At 62.4% G+C, this 24,871-nt stretch carries 25 protein-coding genes and 2 rRNA genes (1 of these 27 only partly in view); 14 read left to right on the plus strand and 13 right to left on the minus strand.

Translation table 11 applies throughout. The features are described from left to right. Both AHA_RS00740 and rrf read left to right on the plus strand, forming a co-directional pair. A 23S ribosomal RNA gene (locus AHA_RS00740) occupies window positions 1–815 on the plus strand (it extends 2,074 nt beyond the left edge of the window). Between the two features lie 117 nt (window positions 816–932). Next, window positions 933–1,047, plus strand: a 5S ribosomal RNA gene (rrf, locus tag AHA_RS00745). Window positions 1,048–1,137: 90 nt separating this feature from the next. Here rrf and AHA_RS00750 read toward each other — a convergent pair. Both AHA_RS00750 and AHA_RS00755 read right to left on the minus strand, forming a co-directional pair. Further along, window positions 1,138–3,714, minus strand: coding sequence for a bifunctional acetate--CoA ligase family protein/GNAT family N-acetyltransferase (locus tag AHA_RS00750; protein ID WP_011704171.1), 2,577 nt, complete (start codon window positions 3,712–3,714; stop codon window positions 1,138–1,140). Window positions 3,715–3,786: 72 nt separating this feature from the next. Next, on the minus strand, window positions 3,787–3,978 hold the full coding sequence (locus tag AHA_RS00755; RefSeq protein WP_011704172.1) for a hypothetical protein: 192 nt from the start codon (window positions 3,976–3,978) through the stop codon (window positions 3,787–3,789). 169 nt (window positions 3,979–4,147) lie between these two features. On the opposite strand from AHA_RS00755, the gene AHA_RS00760 reads away from it, so the two are divergent. Next, window positions 4,148–5,020, plus strand: coding sequence for a substrate-binding periplasmic protein (locus tag AHA_RS00760; RefSeq protein WP_011704173.1), 873 nt, complete (start codon window positions 4,148–4,150; stop codon window positions 5,018–5,020). On the opposite strand, the gene ilvY is transcribed toward AHA_RS00760, so the two are convergent. Next, complete coding sequence (ilvY, locus tag AHA_RS00765) at window positions 5,009–5,902, minus strand: HTH-type transcriptional activator IlvY (RefSeq protein ID WP_011704174.1); 894 nt, start codon at window positions 5,900–5,902, stop codon at window positions 5,009–5,011. The two genes, AHA_RS00760 and ilvY, sit on opposite strands and share 12 nt — an antisense overlap. Before the next feature lie 221 nt (window positions 5,903–6,123). Here ilvY and ilvC point away from each other — a divergent pair, with 221 nt between their 5' ends. Continuing rightward, window positions 6,124–7,605, plus strand: coding sequence for a ketol-acid reductoisomerase (gene ilvC, locus AHA_RS00770; protein ID WP_011704175.1), 1,482 nt, complete (start codon window positions 6,124–6,126; stop codon window positions 7,603–7,605). 148 nt (window positions 7,606–7,753) lie between these two features. Here ilvC and pgi read toward each other — a convergent pair whose 3' ends face one another. Further along, a complete protein-coding gene (gene pgi / locus AHA_RS00775) occupies window positions 7,754–9,403 on the minus strand; it encodes a glucose-6-phosphate isomerase (protein WP_011704176.1) in 1,650 nt (549 codons plus the stop codon). A gap of 416 nt (window positions 9,404–9,819) precedes the next feature. Here pgi and AHA_RS00780 point away from each other — a divergent pair, with 416 nt between their 5' ends. Continuing rightward, the gene (locus tag AHA_RS00780) at window positions 9,820–10,008 is read left to right on the plus strand and encodes a holin (protein ID WP_005323764.1); all 189 of its coding nucleotides are present in this window, start codon (window positions 9,820–9,822) and stop codon (window positions 10,006–10,008) included. A 126-nt stretch (window positions 10,009–10,134) separates the two neighbouring features. Here AHA_RS00780 and AHA_RS00785 read toward each other — a convergent pair whose 3' ends face one another. The 4 genes from AHA_RS00785 to coaBC form a co-directional block, all read right to left on the minus strand. Then, entirely contained in the window at window positions 10,135–10,971 is an 837-nt protein-coding gene (locus AHA_RS00785) for a mechanosensitive ion channel domain-containing protein (protein WP_011704177.1), read from the minus strand. A 186-nt stretch (window positions 10,972–11,157) separates the two neighbouring features. Next, a complete protein-coding gene (slmA, locus tag AHA_RS00790; protein WP_011704178.1) occupies window positions 11,158–11,754 on the minus strand; it encodes a nucleoid occlusion factor SlmA in 597 nt (198 codons plus the stop codon). Between the two features lie 69 nt (window positions 11,755–11,823). Beyond that, window positions 11,824–12,282 (minus strand): dUTP diphosphatase, encoded by a 459-nt coding sequence (gene dut, locus AHA_RS00795; RefSeq protein ID WP_011704179.1) that lies wholly within the window; start codon window positions 12,280–12,282, stop codon window positions 11,824–11,826. Window positions 12,283–12,322: 40 nt separating this feature from the next. Continuing rightward, complete coding sequence (gene coaBC, locus AHA_RS00800) at window positions 12,323–13,525, minus strand: bifunctional phosphopantothenoylcysteine decarboxylase/phosphopantothenate--cysteine ligase CoaBC (RefSeq protein ID WP_011704180.1); 1,203 nt, start codon at window positions 13,523–13,525, stop codon at window positions 12,323–12,325. Between the two features lie 147 nt (window positions 13,526–13,672). Here coaBC and radC point away from each other — a divergent pair, with 147 nt between their 5' ends. From radC to AHA_RS00830, 6 genes are all read left to right on the plus strand, one after another. Beyond that, on the plus strand, window positions 13,673–14,347 hold the full coding sequence (radC, locus tag AHA_RS00805; protein ID WP_011704181.1) for a RadC family protein: 675 nt from the start codon (window positions 13,673–13,675) through the stop codon (window positions 14,345–14,347). Window positions 14,348–14,483: 136 nt separating this feature from the next. Then, the gene (gene rpmB, locus AHA_RS00810; protein ID WP_005307492.1) at window positions 14,484–14,720 is read left to right on the plus strand and encodes a 50S ribosomal protein L28; all 237 of its coding nucleotides are present in this window, start codon (window positions 14,484–14,486) and stop codon (window positions 14,718–14,720) included. A gap of 11 nt (window positions 14,721–14,731) precedes the next feature. Continuing rightward, entirely contained in the window at window positions 14,732–14,899 is a 168-nt protein-coding gene (gene rpmG / locus AHA_RS00815; RefSeq protein WP_005307500.1) for a 50S ribosomal protein L33, read from the plus strand. 93 nt (window positions 14,900–14,992) lie between these two features. Continuing rightward, window positions 14,993–15,448 (plus strand): hypothetical protein, encoded by a 456-nt coding sequence (locus tag AHA_RS00820; protein ID WP_011704182.1) that lies wholly within the window; start codon window positions 14,993–14,995, stop codon window positions 15,446–15,448. 29 nt (window positions 15,449–15,477) lie between these two features. After that, window positions 15,478–16,290: a bifunctional DNA-formamidopyrimidine glycosylase/DNA-(apurinic or apyrimidinic site) lyase gene (gene mutM / locus AHA_RS00825; protein WP_011704183.1), complete on the plus strand. Its 813-nt coding sequence runs from the start codon at window positions 15,478–15,480 to the stop codon at window positions 16,288–16,290. Window positions 16,291–16,468: 178 nt separating this feature from the next. Next, window positions 16,469–17,350 (plus strand): VirK/YbjX family protein, encoded by an 882-nt coding sequence (locus AHA_RS00830; RefSeq protein WP_011704184.1) that lies wholly within the window; start codon window positions 16,469–16,471, stop codon window positions 17,348–17,350. A 53-nt stretch (window positions 17,351–17,403) separates the two neighbouring features. Here AHA_RS00830 and coaD read toward each other — a convergent pair whose 3' ends face one another. Beyond that, complete coding sequence (coaD, locus tag AHA_RS00835) at window positions 17,404–17,886, minus strand: pantetheine-phosphate adenylyltransferase (RefSeq protein WP_011704185.1); 483 nt, start codon at window positions 17,884–17,886, stop codon at window positions 17,404–17,406. Between the two features lie 223 nt (window positions 17,887–18,109). Between coaD and AHA_RS00840 the strand changes: the two genes are divergently transcribed. Further along, the gene (locus tag AHA_RS00840; protein ID WP_011704186.1) at window positions 18,110–19,153 is read left to right on the plus strand and encodes a glycosyltransferase family 9 protein; all 1,044 of its coding nucleotides are present in this window, start codon (window positions 18,110–18,112) and stop codon (window positions 19,151–19,153) included. A gap of 69 nt (window positions 19,154–19,222) precedes the next feature. On the opposite strand, the gene AHA_RS00845 is transcribed toward AHA_RS00840, so the two are convergent. Continuing rightward, on the minus strand, window positions 19,223–20,011 hold the full coding sequence (locus tag AHA_RS00845; RefSeq protein WP_011704187.1) for a glycosyltransferase family 2 protein: 789 nt from the start codon (window positions 20,009–20,011) through the stop codon (window positions 19,223–19,225). A 241-nt stretch (window positions 20,012–20,252) separates the two neighbouring features. On the opposite strand from AHA_RS00845, the gene waaF reads away from it, so the two are divergent. After that, the gene (gene waaF / locus AHA_RS00850) at window positions 20,253–21,368 is read left to right on the plus strand and encodes a lipopolysaccharide heptosyltransferase II (RefSeq protein WP_011704188.1); all 1,116 of its coding nucleotides are present in this window, start codon (window positions 20,253–20,255) and stop codon (window positions 21,366–21,368) included. Window position 21,369: 1 nt separating this feature from the next. After that, the gene (waaA, locus tag AHA_RS00855; protein WP_011704189.1) at window positions 21,370–22,635 is read left to right on the plus strand and encodes a lipid IV(A) 3-deoxy-D-manno-octulosonic acid transferase; all 1,266 of its coding nucleotides are present in this window, start codon (window positions 21,370–21,372) and stop codon (window positions 22,633–22,635) included. A gap of 70 nt (window positions 22,636–22,705) precedes the next feature. On the opposite strand, the gene AHA_RS00860 is transcribed toward waaA, so the two are convergent. From AHA_RS00860 to AHA_RS00870, 3 genes are read right to left on the minus strand one after another with little or no spacing between them, the layout of a single operon-like run. After that, window positions 22,706–23,962, minus strand: a complete 1,257-nt coding sequence (locus tag AHA_RS00860; protein ID WP_011704190.1) for a PTS ascorbate transporter subunit IIC — start codon at window positions 23,960–23,962, stop codon at window positions 22,706–22,708. A 60-nt stretch (window positions 23,963–24,022) separates the two neighbouring features. After that, complete coding sequence (locus tag AHA_RS00865) at window positions 24,023–24,310, minus strand: PTS sugar transporter subunit IIB (protein WP_026142047.1); 288 nt, start codon at window positions 24,308–24,310, stop codon at window positions 24,023–24,025. A gap of 32 nt (window positions 24,311–24,342) precedes the next feature. Further along, entirely contained in the window at window positions 24,343–24,786 is a 444-nt protein-coding gene (locus tag AHA_RS00870; RefSeq protein WP_005307534.1) for a PTS sugar transporter subunit IIA, read from the minus strand. Window positions 24,787–24,871: the final 85 nt, after the last annotated feature.

Here is a 24,871-nt window from a genome sequence, read left to right on the forward strand (position 1 = left end):
CTGAACATTGAACCTACATGTGTAGGATAGGTGGGAGGCTTTGAAGGCGTGACGCCAGTTGCGCTGGAGCCGTCCTTGAAATACCACCCTTGTATGTTTGATGTTCTAACGCAGGCCCCTGAATCGGGGTCGCGGACAGTGCCTGGTGGGTAGTTTGACTGGGGCGGTCTCCTCCCAAAGAGTAACGGAGGAGCACGAAGGTTGGCTAATCCTGGTCGGACATCAGGAGGTTAGTGCAATGGCATAAGCCAGCTTAACTGCGAGACGGACAGGTCGAGCAGGTACGAAAGTAGGTCATAGTGATCCGGTGGTTCTGAATGGAAGGGCCATCGCTCAACGGATAAAAGGTACTCCGGGGATAACAGGCTGATACCGCCCAAGAGTTCATATCGACGGCGGTGTTTGGCACCTCGATGTCGGCTCATCACATCCTGGGGCTGAAGTCGGTCCCAAGGGTATGGCTGTTCGCCATTTAAAGTGGTACGCGAGCTGGGTTCAGAACGTCGTGAGACAGTTCGGTCCCTATCTGCCGTGGGCGTTGGATGATTGAAGGGAGTTGCTCCTAGTACGAGAGGACCGGAGTGAACGAACCTCTGGTGTTCGGGTTGTCACGCCAGTGGCACTGCCCGGTAGCTAAGTTCGGAATCGATAACCGCTGAAAGCATCTAAGCGGGAAGCGAGCCCTGAGATGAGTCATCCCTGACCCCTTGAGGGTCCTAAAGGGCCGTTGGAGACCACAACGTTGATAGGTGGGGTGTGTAAGCGCGGCGACGTGTTGAGCTAACCCATACTAATTACCCGTGAGGCTTAACCATACAACACCCAAGAAGTGTTCTGGGCCTTGTAGCGAATGAACGAACTACTAATTCAGTGATAGCGACGCCAACAGGCAGTTCGTTATTCACGTCAGCTTTCTAAGATTGAAGAATTTGCCTGGCGGCCATAGCGCCGTGGAACCACCTGATCCCTTGCCGAACTCAGAAGTGAAACGCGGTAGCGCCGATGGTAGTGTGGCATTCGCCATGCGAGAGTAGGACACTGCCAGGCACCCAATACAAGAAACCCCGCTCAGATGAGCGGGGTTTTTTATTATCTAAAATCAGCGATTTATGGTCATAAATCGCTGATTTCTCTGCTTTATGCCTGCCCTTGACTGGCGCAGGGCAGCTCCATGTTGACCACCCCATCTTCCAGCTGGATATCGATCTTGAAGCCAAGCCGTTTGGCCAGGTTGATCATGCCGCGGTTGCTGGGCATGGTCATGCCCGACAGCTGGCCAATGCCGCGTTCTCTGGCATAGCGAACAATCTTCTCCATCATCAGCTTGCCAAGCCCCAGCCCTTTCAGGTCGGAGCGCACCAGGATGGCAAACTCTGCATCAGACAGGTCCGGGTTGGAAATGGCGCGTACTACCCCCAGGATCTGCTGGTCGAACGGACCATCCTGTCCCACGGCGACAAACGCCATCTCCCGGTCGTAATCGATCTGGGTCATGCGGGCCAGCTCTTCATGTCCCAGCTCCCCCACGTCGGCAAAGAAGCGCTTGTACCTGTCTTCATCCGATACCTTGAGCACAAACTGCTTGTGAGCCGGTTCATCTTCCGGCCGGATCGGGCGCAGCAGCACATGGCTCTGATCCTTGAGCCAGGCCCCCTCTTCCAGTTCGGTGGGATAGGGGCGGATGGCCAGTCTGCAGCGGCCTTCTTCAGCAGGTTGCAGAGTCAGGCTGGCATCCAGTACCACCATTTCGGCGCCGCAGGCCTGCAGTGGATGCAGATCCAGCTGCTGGATCTCGGGGAAGGCGAGCAGCAACTCCGACAATTGGCACAGCACCTGGCCGAGGGCATCGATGTCGAGTCGCTCCGGGCTGGCCTGCTCGCGGATCTTGCGGCTCTTGAGCGCCCCGATGATCTGGTAGCGTGCCAGCGCCTGGTTCAGCGGCGGCAAGGCCGCCATCATCTCCTGTGGCTCGGCCCCTGACTCGCCGAGCAGGATGACGGGGCCGAATACGGGGTCTTGTTGCAGCCGGATCCGCAGCTCCAGCCCCCCGCTGCGGCGCGCCATGCGCTGCACCAGCAGGCCTTCGATACGGGCGCTGGGATCGTGCTGCCTGACCCGATCCAGAATGGCATCCGCAGCCTGGGCGACTTCGGCCGAGGTACGCAGGTTGAGCATGACGCCGTGTACCGCCGACTTGTGAAGGATGTCTGGTGAGCGCAGCTTGACTGCGACTGGATAGCCGATCTGCTCCGCGGTCAGGGTGGCCTCGATGGCATCGGAGACGATCCAGGTCGGCAGGGTGGAGAGCCCAGCAGCCTGCAGAATGGGGTGTGCCAGATGTGTGTCGAGGGTGAGCTGTTTGCGTTCCAGCGCCTGTCGGATCAACTGCTGGCACAGCTCTAGGTTGAGCCTGTCACCCTGCAGGGAGGCGGGGGTCTCCATCAGCTGCTTCTGGTTGCGCCGGTATTCCACCATGTGCATGAAGGCGGCGACTGCGCTCTCCGGGGTGCGGTAGGTGGGGAAGCCTGCCTCGCTGAACAGACGACGCCCCTCCTGGGCCGAATATTCTCCCGCCCAGTTGGTCAGGATATTGAAGCGTCTGGCCCTGGGGTGCTGTTTGACGTAGTCGATCAGGCTGCGCGCCAGGGCGGCGCCACGGGCGGTGAGCGAAGGGGCATGGATGAGCAGGATGGCGTCAGCCTCGTCCCCTTGCAGCAGGTCGTCGAGCGCCTGCTGATAGTCATTGATGTCGGCATCGCTGCCGATGTCGCGAGGCGGCATCGCCAGCTTGCCGCCCCGCTCCAGCAACTTGTCGATCGCCATGTTGGCCAAGCCACGGCCATTGGAAATGATGGCGAGCCGCTCTCCCTTGAGAGTCAGGGAGTGACTCAGGGTCTCGACGGCGGCAAACAGTTCGTGGGTATCCCGCACCCGCAGCATGCCGGCACGACGAATGGCGGCGTCATAGACGTTGTCGAGCCCGTTGTCCGGCTCATGGCGGCCGCTCTTGAGCACCAGAATGGGCTTGTTGCGGGAGGCAGCGCGGGCAGCCGAGAGAAAATGGCGGGCGTCCTGCAGCTTGTCCATGTAGAGCAGGATGGCGCGGGTCACGCTGTCGCGAGAGAGCTGATCCAGCAGCTGGCCGAAGTTGATGTCGCAGTGATCGCCAAGGGAGATGAAGGCCGAGAAGCCGAGTTCATGCTGCTTGGCCCAATCCAGGATGGTGGTGCTGACGGCGGCCGACTGGGAGAGAAAGGCAACCTGACCGGGCTTGGCGGCAATCGGCGAGAAACTGGCATTGATGCCCTGACCCGGCAGCAGCATCCCCATGCTGTTGGGGCCGAGCAGGCGGATGCCGTATTGCTGGCTGAGCTGCTGCAGCTGCTCCCGCTCCGGCGCAGTGAAGTCTGCCGCCAGTATGATGGCGGCGCCCGCTCCCCGTTTACCAAGCGCTTCGATGAGGGTCAGCACCCGTTCCCGCCGGGTACAGACGATGGCGAGATCCGGGGCCAGCGGCAGGCTGTCGATATCGCCATAGGCCAGCACGCCGGCAATGGCCGTGCTGTGCGGGCTGACTGGCAGGATGGGGCCCTTGAACTGGCCGGCGAGCAGGTGTCTTATCACCACGTGACCCGCCTTCTGCGGGTCGGTCGAGGCACCGATGACGGCGATTGACTGGGGTTTGAAGAGCCGATCCAGGCCGCTTGGTTTCATGGGCACTCCCGTGGGTGGCGGATGGTGCCAGTGTAATACGCTTTCAGCGCCGGTTCTGTGACCGGTTGCGGATCACTGCCTGGTCAGGGCGCTGGCTCGCAGGTAAAACTTCAGCTCGCCCTGGATCTGGCGTACCGCTGCCAGATGGCGCTCCTGCAGATAGATATCCTGCTCCTGATCAAGCTGTGTTTGCGGTACTCCCAGGCTCTGCAGGTACTCATCGAACAGCAGCGAGCTGTTGATTTCGATCAGATGGGGCATCATGGCGCGGCTCCTTGTTCCATTCAGGCTGAACATCCAGTCTAGCCGGTGAATCGCTCCTCAGGCTGACCAGTGTCAGATTTGACACGAAGTGGCTCACACATCTGCGGCGTCTTGCATCAAGGGGGCCAGGCCTGAGGTTATAGTGAATGGATGGCGGGGGAGGTGCGCGATGATCAGGATCTGGTTGTGTTGCGTCATGTTGTTGGCCGGCAGCGTACCGGCGGCAGAAGTGCCCATCAGGGCCTGGAACCTGCTGCTGGACCATCCCAATCCCGCCGTGGCTGCTCTGCTGCGACTCTCGCTCGATCTGACCGTACCCGAATACGGTCCCTATCGGCTGATTGCCAGCCCGCCGATGGAGCAGGGACGGGCGGTCAAGGAGTTGCAAAGCGGCGAGCTGGTGCAGATCGGGGTGTTTGCTCCCGACGAGGAGCGCGAACGTACCCTGCTGGCCATCCATGTTCCGCTGGCAAAAGGGTTGCTGGGCTGGCGGGTGTGCCTCATTCGGCAAGGGGACGAGGGGCGGTTCGCCAACATACGATCGCTGACCGACTGGCAACAGGCCGGGCTTCGCATCGGCCAGCACAGATCCTGGCCTGATACCCGTCTGCTCAAGGAGAACGGTCTCAACGTGGTGGTTGGCAGCCTCTACGACGCCCTGTTCAACATGCTGCGCAAGCAGCGCTTCGACTGCTTCCTGCGCTCGGTCATCGAGATCGAGGAGGAGCTCAAGCAGCACCCTGAGCTGGCCATCGAGCCACACCTGGTGTTTCGCTATCCGCTGGCGCTGCTGTTCTTTGTCTCGCCCAAGTACCCGGAACTGGCCAAGCGCATCGAGCTCGGCCTGCAGCGAGCCCGTCAGTCCGGTGACTATGAGCGGGTATTCGAGGCGGGTTTTGGCAGCACCATCCGGCGGCTGCAGCTGGATCGGCGGGTGATGCTGGAGCTGAGCAATCCGGATCTGCCGGCCGGCAGCCGGGCCATGATGCAGGATCCTTCGCTCATCTATGCTCCGGCGCTGTCCGCCGTGTCAGCGCAGTGAGCCCTGGCCCCGCGCGGTATCCCAGAAGGCGCGGATCAGCGGCTCTTCCAGCCGCTTCTTGAGCACGGCGATGCCGACATCGAACGGCTTGAGCGCCGGTTTGGGTTCGACGATGCGCACCTTTTCACCCATGGGGCTGTGGTCTATCACCGCCGCTGGCACCAGCCCCACGCCGAAGCCGAGCGCCACCATGGCGACAATCCCCTCGTTGCCCGCCACCTCCGCATAGATGTTGGGGGCGATCCCCTTGTTGCGCAGCCACTGATCGCAGCGTTTACGGGCCAGCCCCTGCTCCGAGAGGATCAGCGGCAGCCGCTCCCAGTCTGGCTCCCCCTGGGAAAACCACTGGCTTTGCTGCGGTGCGGTGCGGGGGGCGATGAACACCAGCGGCACCTGCTGCAGGCTGGCAAACTCCAGCTTGGAGGAGAGGGCATCGGGGCGGGCGGCGATGGCCAGATCGGCCTCGTCGGTCAGGATCTTGTCCACCGCCAGCGCCGGGTCGCCGGTCTCCAGCTTGATCTCCAGCTGGGGATAGCGGCGGCGAAAGCGCTCCAGCACCTCGGGCAGCAGAAAATAGCTGGCGGTGACCGAGCAGAACACCCGTAGCCGACCCTGCAGCGGCTCGTCGCTGCGCCTGAGCTCCTGCTTGAGCTGGCGCCACTCCTGCAGCAGAGCGCCGCCGAATTCGCGCAGCTTCTCGCCGGCGGGGGTGAGCCGTACCGAGCGGTTGTCCCGCTCGAACAGGATGCAGCCGGTCTCCTGCTCCAGTCGCTGGATGGCGCGACTAAGGGTGGAGGGGCTGACCGCCATGGCATCGGCGCTCTTGCCGAAGTGGAGGGAGTCGGCGAGGTGGAGAAACAGCTCGAGATTGCGAAGGTCCATCTTTTAGCTCCTAGCGCGGCTTGTGTGCCCGATATCCAGCGGTTGGCGGCTTGTTTCTGCCATCTCGCGGTACATTCAGCAGGCAATTATGAAGGATTAACGTTTCAATTATTGCAACGTACTGTTTCGAATATATCAGTTCAGGCAATAAGTGTCCCGCGCTATAGTGGTTTAGACAACGCCGCTACCCGGCATGGAATCAATCGAACGGAGCAATCACCATGGCTAACTATTTCAATACCTTGAACCTGCGTCAGCAGTTGGCCCAGCTGGGCAAGTGTCGTTTCATGCAGCGCGAAGAGTTCGCGGACGGCTGCAACGTGCTGAAGGGCAAGAAGGTGGTGATTGTGGGCTGTGGTGCCCAGGGTCTGAACCAGGGTCTGAACATGCGTGACTCCGGGCTGGATATCTCCTACGCCCTGCGCAAGGCCGCCATCACCGAGAAGCGCGCCTCCTGGCAGAAAGCCACCGACAACGGCTTCGCGGTCGGTACCTATGAAGAGCTGATCCCGACCGCCGATCTGGTGCTCAACCTGACTCCGGACAAACAGCACTCCGACGTGGTGAAAACCGTGATGCCGCTGATGAAGCAGGGCGCCGCGCTGGGTTACTCCCACGGCTTCAACGTGGTGGAAGAGGGTCAGCAGATCCGCGCCGACATCACTGTCGTCATGGTCGCGCCCAAGTGCCCGGGTACCGAAGTGCGTGAAGAGTACAAGCGCGGTTTCGGCGTACCTACCCTGATCGCCGTTCACCCGGAGAACGATCCCAAGGGCGAAGGCATGGCCATCGCCAAGGCGTGGGCCTCTGCCACCGGTGGCGACCGTGCCGGCGTGCTGGAGTCCTCCTTCGTGGCGGAAGTGAAATCTGACCTGATGGGCGAGCAGACCATCCTCTGCGGCATGCTGCAGGCCGGCTCCCTGCTCTGCTACGACAAGCTGGTTGCCGAAGGCACCGACCCGGCCTACGCCGGCAAGCTGATCCAGTTCGGTTGGGAGACCATCACCGAAGCCCTGAAACAGGGTGGTATCAGCCTGATGATGGACCGCCTCTCCAACCCGGCCAAGCTGCGCGCCTTCGAGCTCTCCGAGCAGCTCAAGACCCTGATGCGCCCGCTGTTCGAGAAGCACATGGACGACATCATCGCCGGCGAGTTTTCCCGCGGCATGATGGCCGACTGGGCCGAAGACGATGCCAAGCTGTTCGGCTGGCGCGAAGAGACCGGCAAGTCCGCCTTCGAAAACGCCCCGGCGTTTGCAGGCAAGATTGCCGAGCAGGAGTACTTCGACAATGGCGTGGTGATGGTGGCCATGGTCAAGGCGGGTGTCGAGCTGGCGTTTGAGACCATGGTGGCCTCCGGCATCTATGAAGAGTCTGCCTACTACGAATCCCTGCACGAGCTGCCGCTGATTGCCAACACTGTTGCCCGCAAGCGTCTGTACGAGATGAACGTGGTCATCTCCGACACCGCCGAGTACGGCAACTACCTGTTCGCCAACGCCGCCGTGCCCTTGCTGCGCGAGCACTTCATGCCGACCCTGAAAGCAGGCGATCTGGGGGCCAGCAAGGCGGAAGGGCAGAGCGTGGATAACCTGGCGCTGCTGGCGGCCAACGAAGCGACTCGCAACCACCCGATCGAAAAAATCGGCCAGGTACTGCGTGGCTACATGAAGGACATGAAACGTATCGCCGTTGGCGGTTAAGCCTGCATCGGGCTGGATGATGAAGGGGCGGGGATGACGATCCCCGTCGCCGGTCGGACTGGACACCCGACCGGCCAGCCAGAAAACCCGGCCACAAAAAAGCCCCGCTCATCGAGCGGGGCTTTTGCATTCAGAAAGGCGGGCTAAATCAGGCTTTCCATGCTTTCCAGGTGTTGATCAAACCGTTGGTGGAGCAGTCGTGGCTGGTGACAGCTGCATCGGTGTTGAGTTCCGGCAGGATCTTGTTGGCCAGCTGTTTGCCCAGCTCCACGCCCCACTGGTCGAAGCTGAAGATGTTCCAGATTGCGCCCTGTACGAAGATCTTGTGCTCGTACATGGCGATCAGGGCACCCAGGGTTTTCGGGGTCAGGCTCTTGAACAGGATGGAGTTGGTCGGGCGGTTGCCTTCGAACACCTTGAACGGCACCAGATCCTTGACCTGCTCCAGGGTTTTGCCAGCCGCCAGGAACTCGGCTTCGACCTGTTCCTTGCTCTTGCCGAAGGCCAGCGCCTCGGTCTGGGCGAAGAAGTTGGCCAGCAGTTTCGGGTGGTGGTCGCCGATCGGGTTGTGGCTGATGGCCGGGGCCAGGAAGTCACAGGGGATCAGCTTGGTGCCCTGGTGGATCAGCTGGTAGAAGGCGTGCTGGCCGTTGGTGCCCGGCTCACCCCAGATGATGGGGCCGGTCTGGTAGTCAACCGGCTTGCCGTTGCGGTCGACGTACTTGCCGTTGGACTCCATGTTGCCTTGCTGGAAGTAGGCAGGGAAGCGGTGCATGTACTGATCGTACGGTAGGATGGCTTCGGACTCGGCACCGTAGAAGTTGTTGTACCACAGGCCGATCAGCGCCAGCAGCACCGGCACGTTCTGCTCATAGGAGGCTGTGGCGAAGTGCATGTCCATCTCGAAGGCGCCTTGCAGCAGGGCTTCGAAGTTTTCGAAACCGACGGACAGGGCGATGGGCATGCCGATGGCAGACCAGGAGGAGTAGCGGCCGCCAACCCAGTCCCAGAACTCGAACATGTTGTTGGTGTCGATACCGAACTCGGCCACGGCCTTGCCGTTGGTGGAGAGCGCAGCGAAGTGCTTGGCAACGTGGGCCTTGTCACCGGCGATCTTGATAAACCAGTCGCGGGCGGTCAGGGCGTTGGTCATGGTCTCCTGAGTGGTGAAGGTCTTGGAGGCCACCAGGAACAGGGTGGTTTCTGGATCGATCTTCTTCAGGGTCTCGGCGATATGGGTGCCATCGACGTTGGAGACGAAGTGCATCTGCAGGTGATTTTTGTAAGGGCGCAGTGCTTCGGTGATCATCACCGGGCCCAGATCAGAGCCACCGATACCTATGTTGACCACGTGCTGGATCGCCTTGCCGGTGTAGCCTTTCCACTCGCCGGAGATGATCTTCTCGCAGAAGCCCTTCATCTTGGCCAGTACGGCGTTCACTTCCGGCATCACGTCCTTGCCGTCGCATTCGATGGGGCGGTCGGAGCGATTGCGCAGGGCCACGTGCAGTACCGAGCGACCTTCGGTCATGTTGATCTTGTCGCCATTGAACATGGCATCGATCGCGCTGCGAAGATCGGTCTCTTTGGCCAGATCAACCAGCAACTTGAGGGTTTCTTCAGTGATCAGGTTCTTCGAGTAATCAACCAGGATGTCGCCGCCGAAGGTGAGGGAAAACTTGTCAAAGCGCTTCGGGTCCTGCGCGAACAGATCCTTGAGCCGGGTCTCTTTGTTCGCTGCAAAGTGGGCTTCCAGTGCCTGCCAGGCCTGGGTCTGGGTTGGATTGATGTTTTTCATAGGATTATCAGTCTTCCAAGTTGTGTATGAACCTTGCAGGCAAGGCTCCCGCCAAACCTTATTATTCGAGCATTATACCGGGCCAGCTGCGCGGCCCGTGTAACAGAGCTTTACCAATTGTCTGCCATCGACCGAGTTTACAACCAAAACGCTGCGATTATGAGTCACTGATGGCAGCCGGATCTTGCGTTTGCGCATACTTGGTCGGGCTTGCCGCCGTTGAAAGGGCTTTCAGGGCGAGAGCCTGCTGCGAGTGGGGTGGCAGTTTGGCCTGGCAGCCAAAAGAGTATTCGACAGGCGCCTTTTTGCTCATTTCATGCGCAGGCGCAAGTTGTTGGCACTGGAGGCTGGCTAGCATATGAGCGAATGGACGAGATCTCCCAGGGATGGCCACTGTCTGGAATGAGGAGATCGCTATGAAAGCTGTGTTGTCCCTGTTTGCTCTGAGCCTGATCGCCACCGGCCTCATCGGCCTGCTAACCATGGTACTGACCAGTGCGGCGCCGACCTTGCCGTTACGGGTGCTGGCGGTGATCGGTGCCGTGCTGGGAGGCTATGTGCTGGTGCAACCGCTGCTCAACCGGGTGGCTCGTCGGCTGGTGTGAATCGACGCCCCCGGCATGCTGAAAACAAAGTCCGGCCCAGGGTGGCCGGATTTTTTATGCCCGTCAGCGGGGTCGGAAACGACAATGCCAGCCCGGAGGCTGGCATTGTGTCATTCAGGAAAAGGCTCAGGCCTGTGGCTTTTGCATGTGCATGACCATCTGCGGGAAGGGGATCTCGATGCCTTCGGCATCGAAGGTGAGCTTCACCTTCTCGTGGAAGTCGAACCAGACTCCCCAGTAGTCGCCGGTCTTGACCCAGGGGCGCACCACTATATTGACCGAGGAGTCGGCCAGCGCGGCGACGGCGATGGTGGCGGCCGGCTCCTTGAGGATGCGCGGCTCTTCGCTGACCAGCCGCTCCAGGATCTGCTTGGCCTTGCGCAGATCGGAGCCATAGCCGATGCCGAAGGTCATGTCGACCCGGCGGGTATCCATGCGCGAGTAGTTGACGATGGTGCCGTTGAGGATGGCGGAGTTGGGCACCACCACCATCTTGTTGTCACCGGAGGTGAGGGTAGTGGTGAACAGCTGAACGGATTGCACCACGCCATTGGTGCCTGCCACCTCGATGAACTCACCTGCCTTGATGGGGCGGAAGATGATGAGCAGGAAGCCGGCGGCAAAGTTGGAGAGCGAGCCCTGCAGCGCCAGACCGATGGCCAGACCGGCGGCACCGATAATGGCGACGAAGGAGGCGGTCTGCACCCCGACCCGGCCCAGCGCGGCGATCACCACGAACACCAGGATGGCGTACTTGAGGATGCTGCCGACGAAGTGGGTGACAGTGGTGTCCAGCTTGCGGGCCTGCATCACCTTGACCACGGCGCTGCTGATGAGGTTGGCGGCGATATAGCCGACCAGCAGGGTGATCAGGGCGGCCGCGATGTTGACGGCATACTCGATCAGCAGGCCCTGGTTGTTGACCAGCCAGGTCTGCGCTTCGGTGATGATTTCGGGTTCCATAGGGTGTCCTGTCAGGCGATAAAAGGTTTATGACGCATGAATCTAACACTGGAATGCGACAATCCGGGTCGCATCTGGTGCTCATCGTCTCTTTTGTGCCACAAAAAACAAGGGAGGCCAAGGCCTCCCTCTTTACTGCAACCCGTCTGGAGCGGCGTTGCCGCTACTGATTGCAAATTGAGCTTGTCAGCTCTGCAGCAGCTGGCTGCGGATAAATTGCCACTGATCTTCAAAGCCGGCGGTGGGCTTGATTTTGAACTCGGAGCGGACGAACTGGCTGATCCGCCCCTCGGTATAGGCCAGCAGCAGGTTGGCCAGCATGGTCTCGTCGAGCTGGAAGCCCTGGCCTTCGCGCAGCCGCTTCTCCCGCAGTACCTGCTTGATCTGGGTCTCCAGCTTGTCGAACAGGACGCTGATGCGATCCCGCAGCCGGTCGTGCTCACCCAACAGGGCATCGCCATTGAGGATACGGGTGATGCCGGGGTTGCGCTCGGCGAACACCAGCAGTAGCTGCAGTATGTGGTGGCAGCGGGCCATTGTGTCTTTCTCTTCGGCCATGATCAGGTTGACCCGTGACAGCAGGGAATCCTCGATAAAGTCGATCAGCCCCTCGAACATTCGCGCCTTGCTGGGAAAATGTCGATAGAGCGCGGCCTCGGATACCCCCACCTCGGCCGCCAGACGGGCCGTGGTGATGCGCTGGCCAGGGCTGGTCTCCAGCATGTGGGCGAGCGCCTGCAGGATCTGATCGCGCCGACTCTGTTTCTGATTACTGCTTGCCATGGATTCCCCTAAAAAAAACAATGGCCTGATTCTGTTATTAGGCACCGCCGCGCGGGCTGGTGTGGTCTGTTATTGGCGACCAGAAGAACCAAAACCGCCTTCACCCCGTTCGCTCTGATTGAACTCATCGACCAGTTGGAAGCTGGCCTGAACTACCGGCATGATCACCAGCTGGGCGATGCGCTCGCCGGGCTGCATGGTGAAGTTGTCATTACCACGGTTCCACACCGAGACCATCAGCTGGCCCTGGTAATCGGAATCGATGAGGCCGACCAGGTTGCCCAGCACGATGCCGTGCTTATGGCCGAGGCCGGAGCGGGGCAGGATGGTGGCACACAGGCCCGGATCCTGAATGTGGATGGCCAGCCCGGTCGGCACCAGGGTGGTATCACCCGGGGCCAGGGTCAGCGGGGCATCCAGCAGGGCGCGTAGATCCATGCCGGCGGAGCCCGGTGTGGCATAGGCGGGCAGCGGGTACTCGGTGCCGATGCGGGCATCCAGAATCTTCAGTTCAATTTGTGTTGTCATAAATCGTTTTTAATGGAGTGGAGGTGGTCGATTGACGGGCTCAGTGCCGGTAGTGATCTGCAATCAGGGCGATGAGATGACGAGCCAGCGTCAGCTTATCGGCCAGGGGCAGGGGGGCTTGACCCCCTTGCCAGAACACGGTCAGGGCGTTGTCATCGGCGTTGAAGCCCTGGCCCGCACGAGATACGTCGTTGGCGGCGATCATGTCCAGCCGCTTACGCTGCAGTTTGTCGAGGGCGTATTGTTCCACATCCACGGTTTCTGCGGCAAATCCGACGGTGAAGGGCTTGTCTGACAAAGCCCCCACGGCGGCGATGATGTCGGGGTTTTTGACCAGGGTCAGCTGCATCTGGTCGTTGTCACCAGTCTTCTTGATCTTCTGGTTGGCCACCTGTGCGGGGCGGTAGTCGGCGACGGCGGCGCAGCCGATGAAGAGGTCGCACTCGCCGACCCGGCTCATCACCGCCTGATGCATCTGCTCGGCACTTTCCACGTCGACGCGGGTGACGCCCGCCGGGGGGGCCAGTGCCACCGGGCCGCTCACCAGGGTCACCTCGGCGCCCGCTTCACGGGCGGCGCGGGCGATGGCGTAGCCCATCTTGCCTGAGCTGTGGTTGCTGATGTAGCGCACGGGATCCAGCGCCTCGCGGGTCGGCCCGGCGGTGAGCAGCAGCCTGACCCCGGCCAGCAGTGGCTCGGCGGCGAGCTGTTGGCAGCAAAGCTCAACCAGCTCGAGGGGATCCAGCATCCGGCCCGGGCCCACGTCACCGCACGCCTGGCTGCCGGAGTCCGGCCCCCACAGCAGGATGCCGCGGCTGGCCAGAGTCTTGAGGTTGGCCTGGGTAGCGGCGTTGAGGTACATCTGCTGGTTCATGGCGGGCGCCAGTGCCACCGGTGCCGGCGTGGCCAGGCAGAGGGTGGTGAGCAGCTCGTCGGCCATGCCGGCGGCCATGCGGGCCATCAGGTTGGCGCTGGCCGGGGCGATCAGCACCAGATCGGCCCACTTGGCCAGCTCGATGTGGCCCATGCCCGCCTCGGCGGCGGGATCCAGCAGACTGTCGGCCACCGGGTGGCCGGAGACGGCCTGCAGGGTCAGCGGGGTGATGAACTCCTTGGCGGAACGGGTCATCACCACCCGTACCTCGGCCCCCTGATCTTTCAGGCGGCGTACCAGTTCGGCACTCTTGTAGGCGGCGATCCCGCCACTGACACCCAACAGGATGCGTTTATCGGCCAATCTCATCTGCTGCTTCTCTTCCGGCTCACTCTGACTGGTCGGCTAAGATACCACAGGCAGCGGACGACGACAGAGGCTGACATGGGGGACTTGTGGTCGGGCTCCCGCGATTTTTTGCTATGTTTTCTCTCAATAGGCATGAGGGAGAGACAAATGAGCATCAAGGAGTGGCCGGAAGATGAACGCCCGCGTGAGAAGCTGTTGCGTCAGGGGCCTGGCGGCTTGTCCGACGCCGAGCTGCTGGCGATCTTCCTGCGTACCGGGGTTAGTGGCCTGAGTGCGGTCGATCTCTCCCGCCATCTGTTGCAGCAATTTGGTTCGTTGCGGGCGCTGCTTGGCGCCGAACAGCGGGCCTTTTGCGCGGCGCACGGCCTTGGGCCAGCCAAATATGCCCAGCTGCAGGCCGTGCTGGAGATGGGCAAGCGCCATCTGGCCGAGCAGTTGCAAAGGGGCGATCCGCTCACTTCGCCCCAGTTGACCCGAGACTATCTGCAGGCTCAGCTGCGGGATCGACCGCGGGAGGTGTTTGCCCTGCTGCTGCTCGACAACCAGCACCGAGTGATTCAATTCGTTGAACTTTTTTACGGCACCCTCGACTCGGCGAGCGTCTGGCCTAGAGAAATCGTGCAGATCGCACTCAAACATAATGCAGCCGCCGTGATTCTGGCGCATAATCACCCGTCCGGCGTCGCCGAGCCCAGTCGGGCCGACCGCCAGATCACGGATCGGATCACGGCCGCCTTGGCCCTGATCGATATCAGAGTGCTGGATCACTTGGTGATCGGTGACGGCATCACGGTTTCTTTCGCCGAGCGCGGTTGGTTATGACTGTGCTCTGGCGCCGTATTAGTTGATCTTTGATCACGGATGCTGTATAAAATGCCGCCTTCTGTTTGCCCCGCAATCGAAGGCCAGCGGGGCAGATATTTGCTCGAGCAATGAAGTAAGATTTGGAGAGACTGACATGTCTAGAGTATGCCAAGTAACCGGCAAGCGCCCGGCAGTTGGTAACAACCGTTCGCACGCTAACAACGCTACCAAGCGTCGTTTCCTGCCGAACCTGCACACTCACCGTTTTTGGGTTGAGAGTGAAAAACGCTTCGTAAGCCTGCGCGTATCCGCAAAAGGCATGCGTATCATCGACAAGCGTGGCGTTGAAGTGGTTCTGGCTGAACTGCGCGCCAGCGGTGTTAAGGTATAAGGAATTAGATCATGGCTAAAGGTATTCGCGAGAAAATTCGCCTGAACTCCAGCGCCGGTACTGGTCACTTCTATACCACTACCAAGAACAAGCGCACCATGCCCGAAAAAATGGAGATCAAAAAGTTTGATCCCGTTGTTCGTCAGCATGTGATCTACAAGGAAGGCAAAATCAAGTAATTACTTGATGCTGCATTCCCAAAAACCCGGCCTAGTGCCGGGTTTTTTTATGGCCGAAATTCAGTACACTGCCGGTTCTAAGGGAGGCTTGTCATGTTCAAACTGAGCCGCAAAGGCTGGAACAACGTGATTATCGTAGTGGTGCTGATCGTGATCACCCTGTTGCACCGGCTGGAGCTGGCCCAGCAGGAGAACAGCGCCAAGCGAGCGCGTCCGCTGCTGCCTGACAGCGCCGTGGTGCTCACCTGGCAGGGGCCGAGCTGGCAGATCGAACGGATCGGACAGGGCTGGCGCAGCGGGCCGGATCTGGGACTCAGCAGTGCCCAGCTGGCGGCGCACATCGAGGCCTGGCAGGGCTGGTTGCTGCCGCCCGGCGAATCCGTGCGCGGCAACCCGGTTACCCTCAAGATCTGGGTCGCCGGCCAGACCGATCCCATCGAGGTGGGCCTCTATCAGGACAGCGGCAAGTTTGCCGCCCTGCTGCCCCCCTCGACCTGGCTCAGCCTGAGCCAGGAGCAGTACCGCAGCCTGCTGCGTCCCGCTCCCTAACCCCTTTTCAGCGTCAGCACGAGGATCCCATGCCTGAATTACCGGAAGTCGAAGTCAGCCGCCAGGGTATCTCGCCCTGGCTTACCGGCATCAAGGTCACCCGAGTGGTGGTGCGGGACGGCCGCCTGCGCTGGCCGGTGCCGGGGGAAATCCAGGAGCTGGTGGATCTCACCATCCACCGGGTCAGCCGCCGCGCCAAGTACCTGCTGCTGGAGACCGACTTCGGCACCGCCATCCTCCATCTGGGCATGTCGGGCAGCCTGCGGGTGCTGGACATCGGCACCCCGGCCGAGAAGCACGATCACGTGGATATCGAGCTGGCCAACGGCAAGCTGCTGCGGCTCAACGATCCGCGCCGCTTCGGCGCCCTGCTGTGGACCCGCGAGCCGGCCGAGGCGCACGCGCTGCTGGCCAAGCTGGGGCCGGAGCCGCTCACCGATGCGTTCAATGCTGATTACCTGCGTGAGCGCGCCAAGGGGCGCAGCACCGCCATCAAGACCTTCCTGATGGACAACCAGGTGGTGGTCGGGGTGGGCAATATCTACGCCAACGAGGCGCTCTACGCCGCCGGCATTCACCCCAAGCGGGCGGCGGGCAACATCAGCGCCGAGCGCTTGGGCACCCTGGTGGCCGAGATCAAGCGGGTGCTGGCCGAAGCGATTCGGCAGGGCGGCACCACCCTCAAGGATTTCACCAGTGCAGACGGCAAGCCGGGCTATTTCGTGCAGCAGCTGCAGGTGTACGGGCGGGGCGGCCAGCCCTGTTTTCACTGCCACACCCTGCTCAGTGAAATCCGGCTGGGACAGCGTACCACCGTGTTCTGTTCCCACTGCCAGCGCTGAATCGCGGTTTTTTTGGCCTGAAATGGCCAAGTTGTAAGAGAGTATTTCCAGTCTGTTGAAGATTTGCTCGCCTGTCACTACTATCTCGACCGTTCAGGCGGTTTGAGAAAATAAAATGACAGCTAAATCAATAGACTGGGACCATTTGTCCCGGCAGGGGCACTATTGTGCCCAAAAAATGGCGCGCTTCCTCTATCCCGATGACAGCGCCCGCAAAACCTTCAATCGCGCCAAGTTCGTGCTGCGCAGCCTGCTCTATCGGCAGCAGCTGAGCCGCGTGTTCGAGCTGTTTCAGGCCGAACCGCTCAAGGCCCTGCCTGCCCACTATCCCGAGCTGCTCGACAAGCCGATGCGGCCCTATCGCTTTGCCGGCTCCACCGCGACCGAGCGGGCCGAGATGCTGGAAAACCACTACCGGCTGATGCTGGCTCGCTACCCGGATCTGATCGACCCGCTCTATCTGGGGGATGGCATCGAGCTCGGTCGTTATCCCGAGAGCGGCTGTCGCATCGTGCTGCGCCACGACGGCACCTTCCGCCGCGAGGCGGAGCTGGCCCTCTCCATCGTCGACCCGCAGGGCAAGCGGCTCTACAGCTGCGCCTTCTCGTTGGCCGGCACTCCCAACCGGCTGGCAGTGGTGATCGGTTCGGTGCAGGGGCCGGAGCCCTGCATCGAGCAGGCGCAGGACAAGGTGCGTGCGCTGACCAAGGAGGGCCACGGTCTGCGGCCCAAGTCGCTGGTGGTGATGCTGGTGATGGAGCTGGCCGAGGCGATGCAGGCCGAGCACATCTCGGCGGTGCGGATGAAGGCCCACATCTATCAGGCCCGCCGTTACAGCAAGAAGAAGAAAGCCTGCCTGCAGGCGGATTATGACGAGCTGTGGCAGGAGTTTGGCGCCATCGATCTGGACAGCAACTTCGTGCGGTTGCAGCCCGCTCAGCGCAAGCCGCTGGAGGAGATCGCCTCCAAGAAGCGGGCCATGTACCGGCGCCGTTACGAGTGGCTCGATCAGCTGACCCTGGCGAGTCAGCAACTGCTGGGCCCGCGTCTGGCGGGCTGAGGTGCACAGGCCCCTGCAGCAAACAGGCTACCCTCGGGTAGCCTGTTTCGTTGTTACTTGGTCTGTTTGGCCTTGATGGCGGCGGCCACGGCGGGGTCGACGAACTGGCGGATGTCACCGCCGTGCAGGGCGACCTCCTTCACCAGGGTGGAGGAGATGAAAGAGTTCTCCTCGGCCGGGGTGAGGAACACGCTCTCCAGCTCCGGCATCAGGCGGCGGTTCATGTTGGCGAGCTGGAATTCGTACTCGAAGTCGGAGACGGCGCGCAGACCGCGGATCAGCACGTTGGCCTGCTGCTCCCTGGCAAAATCCACCAAGAGGCCTGAGAAGCCGACCACCTTGACGTTGGGCAGGTGGGCGGTCACCTGGCGGGCCAGCTGCACCCGTTCGTCCAGATCGAACAGCGGCCGCTTGCTCGGGCTGTTGGCCACCCCGACCACCACTTCATCAAACAGTTTGGCGGCCCGGCCGATGAGGTCTGTGTGGCCGTTGGTGACGGGATCGAAGGTGCCGGGATAGATTACCTTGTTGGTCATGCTGCTGATTCCTGCAACCGGGAAATTTGGTCGCATTATAGGGTCTGTTGGGGGATTGGCGCGACCGCCTTGGGGCGAGTTTTGGCGCCCCAAGGCCGGCTTTGCCGATCCAAATCGGGGTCACCGGGTCTCTTCGCTTGAGAATAGCGATACATCAGGCAAGAATACCCGCACCGCGCATCAAGCCTCCTTGCATTGGTGACAGGGAGCAAAGGGATTTTTTATGAAACGTATTCTGGTAGTCCGCAATGACAAGATTGGTGACTTCATGCTGGCTTGGCCGAGCTTTGCCATGCTCAAGCGCTCCATGGAGTGTCATGTGACTGCCCTGGTTCCTGCCTACACGGCGCCGTTGGCCCGCCTCTGCCCCTGGATTGACGAGATCATCCTGGATCCGGGCTCACGGGCCGACAAGGAACAGCAACGCGCCTTGCAGGCGCGCATCAAGGCCGCCGCCTTCGATGCCTCCATCTGCCTCTTCTCCAACTCCCGCAACGCCATGCTGGTGTGGAAGGCGCACATTCCCTACCGGTTGGCACCGGCCACCAAGCTGGCTCAGGTGCTCTACAACCAGCGCCTGATCCAGCGCCGCTCCCGCTCCCAGAAGCCGGAGTACGAATACAACCTGGATCTGGTGCGTCGTTTCCTCGCCGACCAGCAGGTGAGCGCGGTGGAGCCGCAGGGCCCCTACCTCAGCTTCGATGCGAAGAGTCTGCAACAGGTGCGCGAGCAGGTCGCCGCCCGCCTGCGGCTCGATGCCGGTCGCCCCTGGCTGATGGTGCATGCCGGCAGCGGTGGCTCGGCCAACAACCTCTCCATCGAGCAGTACGCCCGCCTCATCATCAAGCTCAATCAGGCCTGCCCTGAGTTGCAGTGCATACTGACGGCGGGGCCGGGGGAGGAGAGGATCGCCGAACAGCTGGCGGCCGAGCTGCTGGCCCACGGCGGCAACGGCTGGATCTACCGCTCCGACGAGGGTCTGCCCAAGTTCTGCCAGGTGATGGCCAACGCCGCCCTGTTCGTGGCGGGCAGCACGGGGCCGCTGCACATAGCGGCGGCGCTGGACGTGCCCACCATCGGCTTCTTCCCGGCGCACCGTTCGGCGACGCCGCTGCGCTGGCGTCCGCTCAACAGCGAGGGGCGCCATCTGGCGTTCAGCCCGCCGGAAGACAGCGATCACCCGGAAGACATGAGCCAGCTCGATCCCAAGACCATGGCGGCGGCGATCGCCCGCTGGGCGCCGCCGTTCTGGCGCACTGAACACTGATACCAGATGATGTAAATGCAGACAGGGCCCTTGAAGGGCCCTGTCTCGTATGAGGGGAAGTGCTGCGGCTTACTTGTCCGCCTGATCCGGTGCTTGCGGCTGCTGGCGGATCCAGAGGTCGGCGTATTTGACGAAGGTGGAGTGGGCCGACAGGATGGCCAGCAAGAGCCCCTGCTTGCCATCGAGGAAGCCGGCCTTGAGCAGGTACATCTTGAGGAAGCAGCCCAGCGCGTGCACCAGCCCCTGGCTGAGGGAGCCCTTCTTGCCGCGGGCGGTGCGCTGATCGGCCCAGGCGCGGGCATAGCCGGCGGATTTGACCAGGTAGTGCTCCAGATCCCGATAGGTGAAGTGGAGCAGGTCGCCGTGCAGGTTGACGATCTTCATGTTGGCGCGCACTTCCACCTTCTCGTGCACCAGCACCTCGTTGTAGCTGGTGAGCGCCTTGGGATAGAGGCGCAGCACCCGGTCCGGATACCAGCCGCTGTGGCGGATGAAGCGGCCGAATACCCAGGAGAGGCGCGGGATCGAGTAGATGGTGTCGCTGGCCGGGTTGGCCATGACGGCGGCGATGGCGGCTTTCAGCTCGGGAGTGAGCCGCTCGTCCGCATCCAGCCACAGCACCCAGTCGGATTGCACGTGGGACTGGGCGAGGCGGCGCTGGCGGCCGAAGCCCGGCCACACCGGGTTGACGAAGAAGCGGGCGCCGAATTCGGCGGCGATGGTCGGGGTTTCGTCCTGGCTGCCGGAGTCCATGATGACGATCTCGTCGACCAGTCCATCGAGGGAGGCGAGGCAGGGGCGCAGGTTTTCGGCTTCATTCTTGACGATAAGGACAGCCGCCAGAGTCGGTTTATTCACGGATTAAAGGCTCTTGTTGGCGCCCGGCTGGCGGGCCATGCTCAAATTGGCGCCCATTCTAGCCTAAAACGGCAGGCGGAGCATGGTTCCGGCGGTCGGGGCTGCGTTAGCTTCAAATGGGATGCTTTTCGGCATGAGAGCGGGTGGTGCGGGGATCTTCTGTTATTTCTCGGGCCATTCTTGGGGCATAATCTCGGCCAGCAACGATTAACCGCAGGGCTTGGCCCAAGAGACGCGCGAGATGAAGATATTGGTGATCGGCCCCTCCTGGGTCGGCGACATGGTGATGTCCCAGAGCCTCTATAAGGCGATCAAGGCCAATCACCCCGACAGCGAGCTGCACGTGATGGCGCCCGCCTGGTGTGGTGCCCTGCTGGAGCGGATGCCGGAGGTGGACAAAGCCATTCCGATGCCGCTCGGCCACGGCGACTTCAAGCTGGGGGCCCGCCGCCGGCTCGGCAAGCAGCTGGCGGCCGAGAAGTACGATCAGGCCATTATCCAGCCCAATTCCATGAAGTCGGCGCTGATCCCCTGGTTTGCCCGCATCCCGGTGCGCACCGGCTGGAAGGGGGAGCACCGCTTCGGTCTGCTCAACGACATGCGCAGCAACAAGTCCGCTTTTCCGCTGATGGTGGAGGCCTACCTGGCACTGGCCTATCCCAAGGCACAGATGAAGAGCCGGGCCGACATCCCGACCATTCCCCAGCCGGCCCTCAACGTTGATCTCATCAACCAGGAGAAGGCGCTGGAGCGGCTCGGGCTGGATCGCGCCCGCCCGGTGCTGGTGCTCTGCCCCGGAGCCGAGTTCGGCCCGGCCAAGCGCTGGCCGGAGGGTCACTACGCCGTGGTGGCACAAAAGCACCTCGACGAGGGCTGGCAGGTGTGGATCTTCGGTTCCGCCAAGGACTCGGCGGTGGCCAACACCATCCGCGACCGGATCAACCCGCTGTCGCGCCCCAACTGCCACGTGCTGGCGGGCAAGACCAATCTGTACGAGGCGATCGACCTGATGGCGCTGGCCGGGCGGGTGATCGCCAATGACTCCGGCCTGATGCACGTCGCCGCCGCTCTCAACCGGCCGCTGATCGGGGTCTATGGCTCCACTTCGCCGCTCTATACCCCGCCGCTGGCGGACCGGGTCGAGATCGTCCACACCGACATCGAGTGCCGCCCCTGCTTCAAGCGCACCTGCAAGTTCGGCCACCTCAAGTGCCTGATCGAGCTGATGCCGGAGCAGGTCATCGAGGCTGGCCGCCGGCTGGAGTGCAGCGAGACGCCGGCCCCGCCGTTGGCGCTGCCGCCCGGCGAACCGCCCCGTTTTGTCGCCGAGCCGGGCAAGCGCGGGGAGCCGCACTAGCATGGGCTATCGGCTGCTCTACAACCTGCTGATCCACCTGGGGTTGCCGCTGGCATTGCTGGCGCTCTACAAGCCGAAGAAGGGCAAGCCCGGCTTTGGCAAGCGCTGGGCCGAGCACCTGGGGCGGACACCCGCCACCGGGCAGGAGGCGCCGCTCTGGATCCATGCGGTGAGTGTGGGGGAGACGCTGGCCATCAGCCCCTTCATCCGCGCCCTCAAGGCCGAGCGGCCCGATCTGCCGATCCTGCTCACCACCACCACCCGCACCGGCGCCGAGCAGGCCGCCAGGCTGGGGGATCTGGTGGAGCACCGCTACGCGCCGCTCGACTACCCCTGGGCGGTGGCGGCGTTTCTCAATGCCGTCAAACCGCGCGCGCTCTGGGTGATGGAAACCGAACTGTGGCCGAACTGGCTGGCCGCCTGCGAGGAGCGCCATCTGCCGGTGACCATCATCAATGCCCGCCTCTCGGAGCGATCCTGCCGGCGTTATGGCCGTTTTCAGGGGGCGTTCGACGCCTTGAGCCAGCCACTGACCCACCTGCTCTGCCAGCACCAGGACGACGCGGATCGCTTCCATCGGCTGGGGCTGGGGCGCGAGCGGCTGGCGGTGACCGGTTCCATCAAGTTCGACATCCAGCTCGATGAGCAGGTGCAGGCCAGGGGCCGCGCCCTGCGCCAACTGCTGGGGGCGGAGCGGCCGGTCTGGATCGCCGCCAGCACCCATCAGGGGGAAGACGAGCAGGTGCTGGCCGCCTTTGATCGGGTGCTCGCGGCGCAGCCGTCGGCCCTGTTGATCCTGGTACCGCGTCACCCCGAGCGATTCGAGCGGGTGGCGGCGCTGTGCGCCCCCTACGGCTGCGTGCGGCGTACGGCGGGTGGTGCGGTCGGCGAGCACGACAAGGTTTACCTCGGCGATACCATGGGCGAGCTGCCGCTGATGCTGGCGGCGGCCGACGTGGCCTTCGTCGGTGGCAGCCTGGTCAAGGTGGGCGGCCACAATCTGCTGGAGCCGGCTGCGCTGGGTAAACCCTGCCTGAGCGGCCCCGCCTACTTCAATTTCAGCGACATCACCCGCCAGCTGGTGGCCCAGGGTGGCGCCGCCGTGGTGGCCGATGCCGCCGCGCTGGGGGAGCAGGTGAGTGCGCTGCTGGCCGACGAGAGCCGGCGCCGGGAGATGGGCGAGCAGGCCCGCGCCGTGGTGCTGCGCAACCAGGGGGCGCTGGCGCGCACCTTGTCTCACTGCCTCGCCAGCCTGGAGAATGACTGAAGCCGGGCAGACGGATATAAAAAAACGGAGCGCATGGCGCTCCGTTTTTTTATGTCGTGCGGGCTGAGGGTTAGCGCACGATCAGGCCGAGCAGGATCCCTACCACGCCGAAGTCGGCATCGCTGAAGGTGGTGTTGGCAAAGCCGAGATCCCCCAGCACCGGCAGCAGGAACACCGGCAGGAAGGTGATCAGCAGGCCGTTGGCGAAGGCCCCCAGCAGGGCGCCACGACGGCCGCCGGTGGCATTGCCGAACACCCCGGCCGCCGCGCCGACGAAGAAGTGCGGCACCACCCCCGGAATGATGACGGTGAGCCCCAGCAGGTAGAGCAGCACCATGCCCACCAGACCGGCGGCAAAGCTCGACAGGAAGCCGATCAGCACCGCATTGGGGGCGTAGGGGAAGACGATGGGGCAGTCCAGCGCCGGCTTGGCGTTGGGCACCAGCTTGTCGGAGATCCCCTTGAAGGCTGGCACGATTTCGGCGATGACCATCCGTACCCCCTGCAGGATCACGTAGACCCCGGCGGCGAAGGTGATGGACTGCATCAGGGAGAACATGAACCAGTGCTTGCCCTTGGCGACGCTGGCGACGAACTCGGGCCCGGCGAAGGCGGAGGTGATGAGGAAGATGATGCCCATGGTGAAGGAGATGGCCACCGGGGTATCGCGCAGGAACAGCAGGCTCTTGGGCACCTGCACCTCTTCGCTGCTGTGGGCCTTGTTGCCGAACTTGGCGCCGATCCAGCCGGCCAGCACGTAGGAGCAGGTGGAGAAGTGGCCGAGTGCCACGTCATCGGAGCCGGTGATCTGCTTCATGTAGGGGTGGGCGAGGGCCGGGAACAGCACCATGGTCACGCCGACTACCAGGCTGCCCACCGCGATGAGCGGGATGCCGCTCATGCCACCGGCGGAGAGGATGGCTGCCACCATCATCGACATGAACAGGGTGTGGTGACCGGTCAGGAAGATGAATTTCCACGGGGTGAGCCGGGCGATCAGGATGTTCACCAGCATGGCGAAGAACATGATCATCGCCATCTCCTTGCCGAACGACTGCTGGGCGATGGAGACGATGGCCTCGTTGTTGGGCACTACCCCCTTGATGCCGAAGGCGTGCTGGAAGATGGTGGCGAAGTCGCCGAGGGAGTTCACCACCAGGGTGGCGCCGGCCCCCAGGATGACGAAGCCCATGATGGTCTTGACCGTGCCCTTGATGCACTCGGTCACCGGTTTCTTCTGGGCGATCAGGCCGATGAGGGCGATGAGGCCAACCAGCACAGCCGGCTCCGACAGCACGTCAAACATCAGAAAATTGAAAAATTCCATGGTCAGCTCCAAGCAGATGGAAGCGGCGGCTCACCGGCCGCCCAGACAGTCGCAAAGGGGTTAGAGTGCGCCCAGCTCACGCAGGGCGATGGCGAGTTTTTCTTTCATGGCGGCCTTGTCGACCATGTTGTCCAGCGATACCAGCCGGCCGTCGACGCCCATGCTGACCAGCTGTTCGGCGATGTCGCGGGTGGCGACAAAGATCTCGGCGCGCTCGCTGCCGGCGGAGGCGAGATCCCGGTGATCCACTTCGGCCGTCACGGCCAGCTCCTTGAGAATGCTCTTGATGCTCATCTCCATCATCAGGCTGGTGCCCAGGCCGTGTCCGCATACAACCAGAATCTTCATGTGCTCTTCCTCTGTCGGGCGCAGGGCGCCACTCAATAACGCGCCAGGATGCGCAAGATGTCGTCTTTGCTGGTGGCCGCCATGATGGCCGCCACGTCTTCTTCATTCATGAACAGCTCGGCCAGCTGGGCGATGGTCTCCACGTGGGAGTTGCTGTCGCTGGCGGCCAGGGTGACCAGCAGCCGGACCGGGTCGTTGCCCTCGGAGCCGAAATTGACCCCCTCCTTCAGCACGGTCAGCGCCAGTCCCAGCCGGTTGACGCCGTCTTCCGGGCGGGCGTGGGGCATGGCCAGGCCCGGGCCCAGCACGTAGTAGGGGCCGAGCTCTTCGTGGGAGCGATAGAGCGCCGCCACATAGGAGGGTTCGATGGTGCCGTTGGCCAGCAGGGGGGCGGTGGCCAGCTCGATGGCGTGACGCCAGTCGCGGGCACCCGCTTCGATGGAAATGACCTCCTCGGTCAGCAATTGGGTCAGCATGGCAATGTCCGGGCTGGATAAGATGGCGCCAATCTAGCGATCTTGCCGGCTGATAACTGTGAGCCTGATCGCGAAAGTTAGCGCT

The organism is Aeromonas hydrophila subsp. hydrophila ATCC 7966, from assembly GCF_000014805.1.
In the GTDB taxonomy this organism is placed as follows: Bacteria; Pseudomonadota; Gammaproteobacteria; order Enterobacterales; family Aeromonadaceae; genus Aeromonas; species Aeromonas hydrophila.

What these genes read in the sequence shown, in the direction of transcription:
- AHA_RS00750 (WP_011704171.1), bottom strand. Translation starts at nt 3,714, where the DNA reads ATGAAACCAAGCGGCCTGGATCGGCTCTTCAAACCCCAGTCAATCGCC.
- AHA_RS00755 (WP_011704172.1), bottom strand. Translation starts at nt 3,978, where the DNA reads ATGATGCCCCATCTGATCGAAATCAACAGCTCGCTGCTGTTCGATGAG.
- AHA_RS00760 (WP_011704173.1), top strand. Translation starts at nt 4,148, where the DNA reads ATGATCAGGATCTGGTTGTGTTGCGTCATGTTGTTGGCCGGCAGCGTA.
- ilvY (WP_011704174.1), bottom strand. Translation starts at nt 5,902, where the DNA reads ATGGACCTTCGCAATCTCGAGCTGTTTCTCCACCTCGCCGACTCCCTC.
- ilvC (WP_011704175.1), top strand. Translation starts at nt 6,124, where the DNA reads ATGGCTAACTATTTCAATACCTTGAACCTGCGTCAGCAGTTGGCCCAG.
- pgi (WP_011704176.1), bottom strand. Translation starts at nt 9,403, where the DNA reads ATGAAAAACATCAATCCAACCCAGACCCAGGCCTGGCAGGCACTGGAA.
- AHA_RS00780 (WP_005323764.1), top strand. Translation starts at nt 9,820, where the DNA reads ATGAAAGCTGTGTTGTCCCTGTTTGCTCTGAGCCTGATCGCCACCGGC.
- AHA_RS00785 (WP_011704177.1), bottom strand. Translation starts at nt 10,971, where the DNA reads ATGGAACCCGAAATCATCACCGAAGCGCAGACCTGGCTGGTCAACAAC.
- slmA (WP_011704178.1), bottom strand. Translation starts at nt 11,754, where the DNA reads ATGGCAAGCAGTAATCAGAAACAGAGTCGGCGCGATCAGATCCTGCAG.
- dut (WP_011704179.1), bottom strand. Translation starts at nt 12,282, where the DNA reads ATGACAACACAAATTGAACTGAAGATTCTGGATGCCCGCATCGGCACC.
- coaBC (WP_011704180.1), bottom strand. Translation starts at nt 13,525, where the DNA reads ATGAGATTGGCCGATAAACGCATCCTGTTGGGTGTCAGTGGCGGGATC.
- radC (WP_011704181.1), top strand. Translation starts at nt 13,673, where the DNA reads ATGAGCATCAAGGAGTGGCCGGAAGATGAACGCCCGCGTGAGAAGCTG.
- rpmB (WP_005307492.1), top strand. Translation starts at nt 14,484, where the DNA reads ATGTCTAGAGTATGCCAAGTAACCGGCAAGCGCCCGGCAGTTGGTAAC.
- rpmG (WP_005307500.1), top strand. Translation starts at nt 14,732, where the DNA reads ATGGCTAAAGGTATTCGCGAGAAAATTCGCCTGAACTCCAGCGCCGGT.
- AHA_RS00820 (WP_011704182.1), top strand. Translation starts at nt 14,993, where the DNA reads ATGTTCAAACTGAGCCGCAAAGGCTGGAACAACGTGATTATCGTAGTG.
- mutM (WP_011704183.1), top strand. Translation starts at nt 15,478, where the DNA reads ATGCCTGAATTACCGGAAGTCGAAGTCAGCCGCCAGGGTATCTCGCCC.
- AHA_RS00830 (WP_011704184.1), top strand. Translation starts at nt 16,469, where the DNA reads ATGGCGCGCTTCCTCTATCCCGATGACAGCGCCCGCAAAACCTTCAAT.
- coaD (WP_011704185.1), bottom strand. Translation starts at nt 17,886, where the DNA reads ATGACCAACAAGGTAATCTATCCCGGCACCTTCGATCCCGTCACCAAC.
- AHA_RS00840 (WP_011704186.1), top strand. Translation starts at nt 18,110, where the DNA reads ATGAAACGTATTCTGGTAGTCCGCAATGACAAGATTGGTGACTTCATG.
- waaF (WP_011704188.1), top strand. Translation starts at nt 20,253, where the DNA reads ATGAAGATATTGGTGATCGGCCCCTCCTGGGTCGGCGACATGGTGATG.
- waaA (WP_011704189.1), top strand. Translation starts at nt 21,370, where the DNA reads ATGGGCTATCGGCTGCTCTACAACCTGCTGATCCACCTGGGGTTGCCG.
- AHA_RS00860 (WP_011704190.1), bottom strand. Translation starts at nt 23,962, where the DNA reads ATGGAATTTTTCAATTTTCTGATGTTTGACGTGCTGTCGGAGCCGGCT.
- AHA_RS00865 (WP_026142047.1), bottom strand. Translation starts at nt 24,310, where the DNA reads ATGAAGATTCTGGTTGTATGCGGACACGGCCTGGGCACCAGCCTGATG.
- AHA_RS00870 (WP_005307534.1), bottom strand. Translation starts at nt 24,786, where the DNA reads ATGCTGACCCAATTGCTGACCGAGGAGGTCATTTCCATCGAAGCGGGT.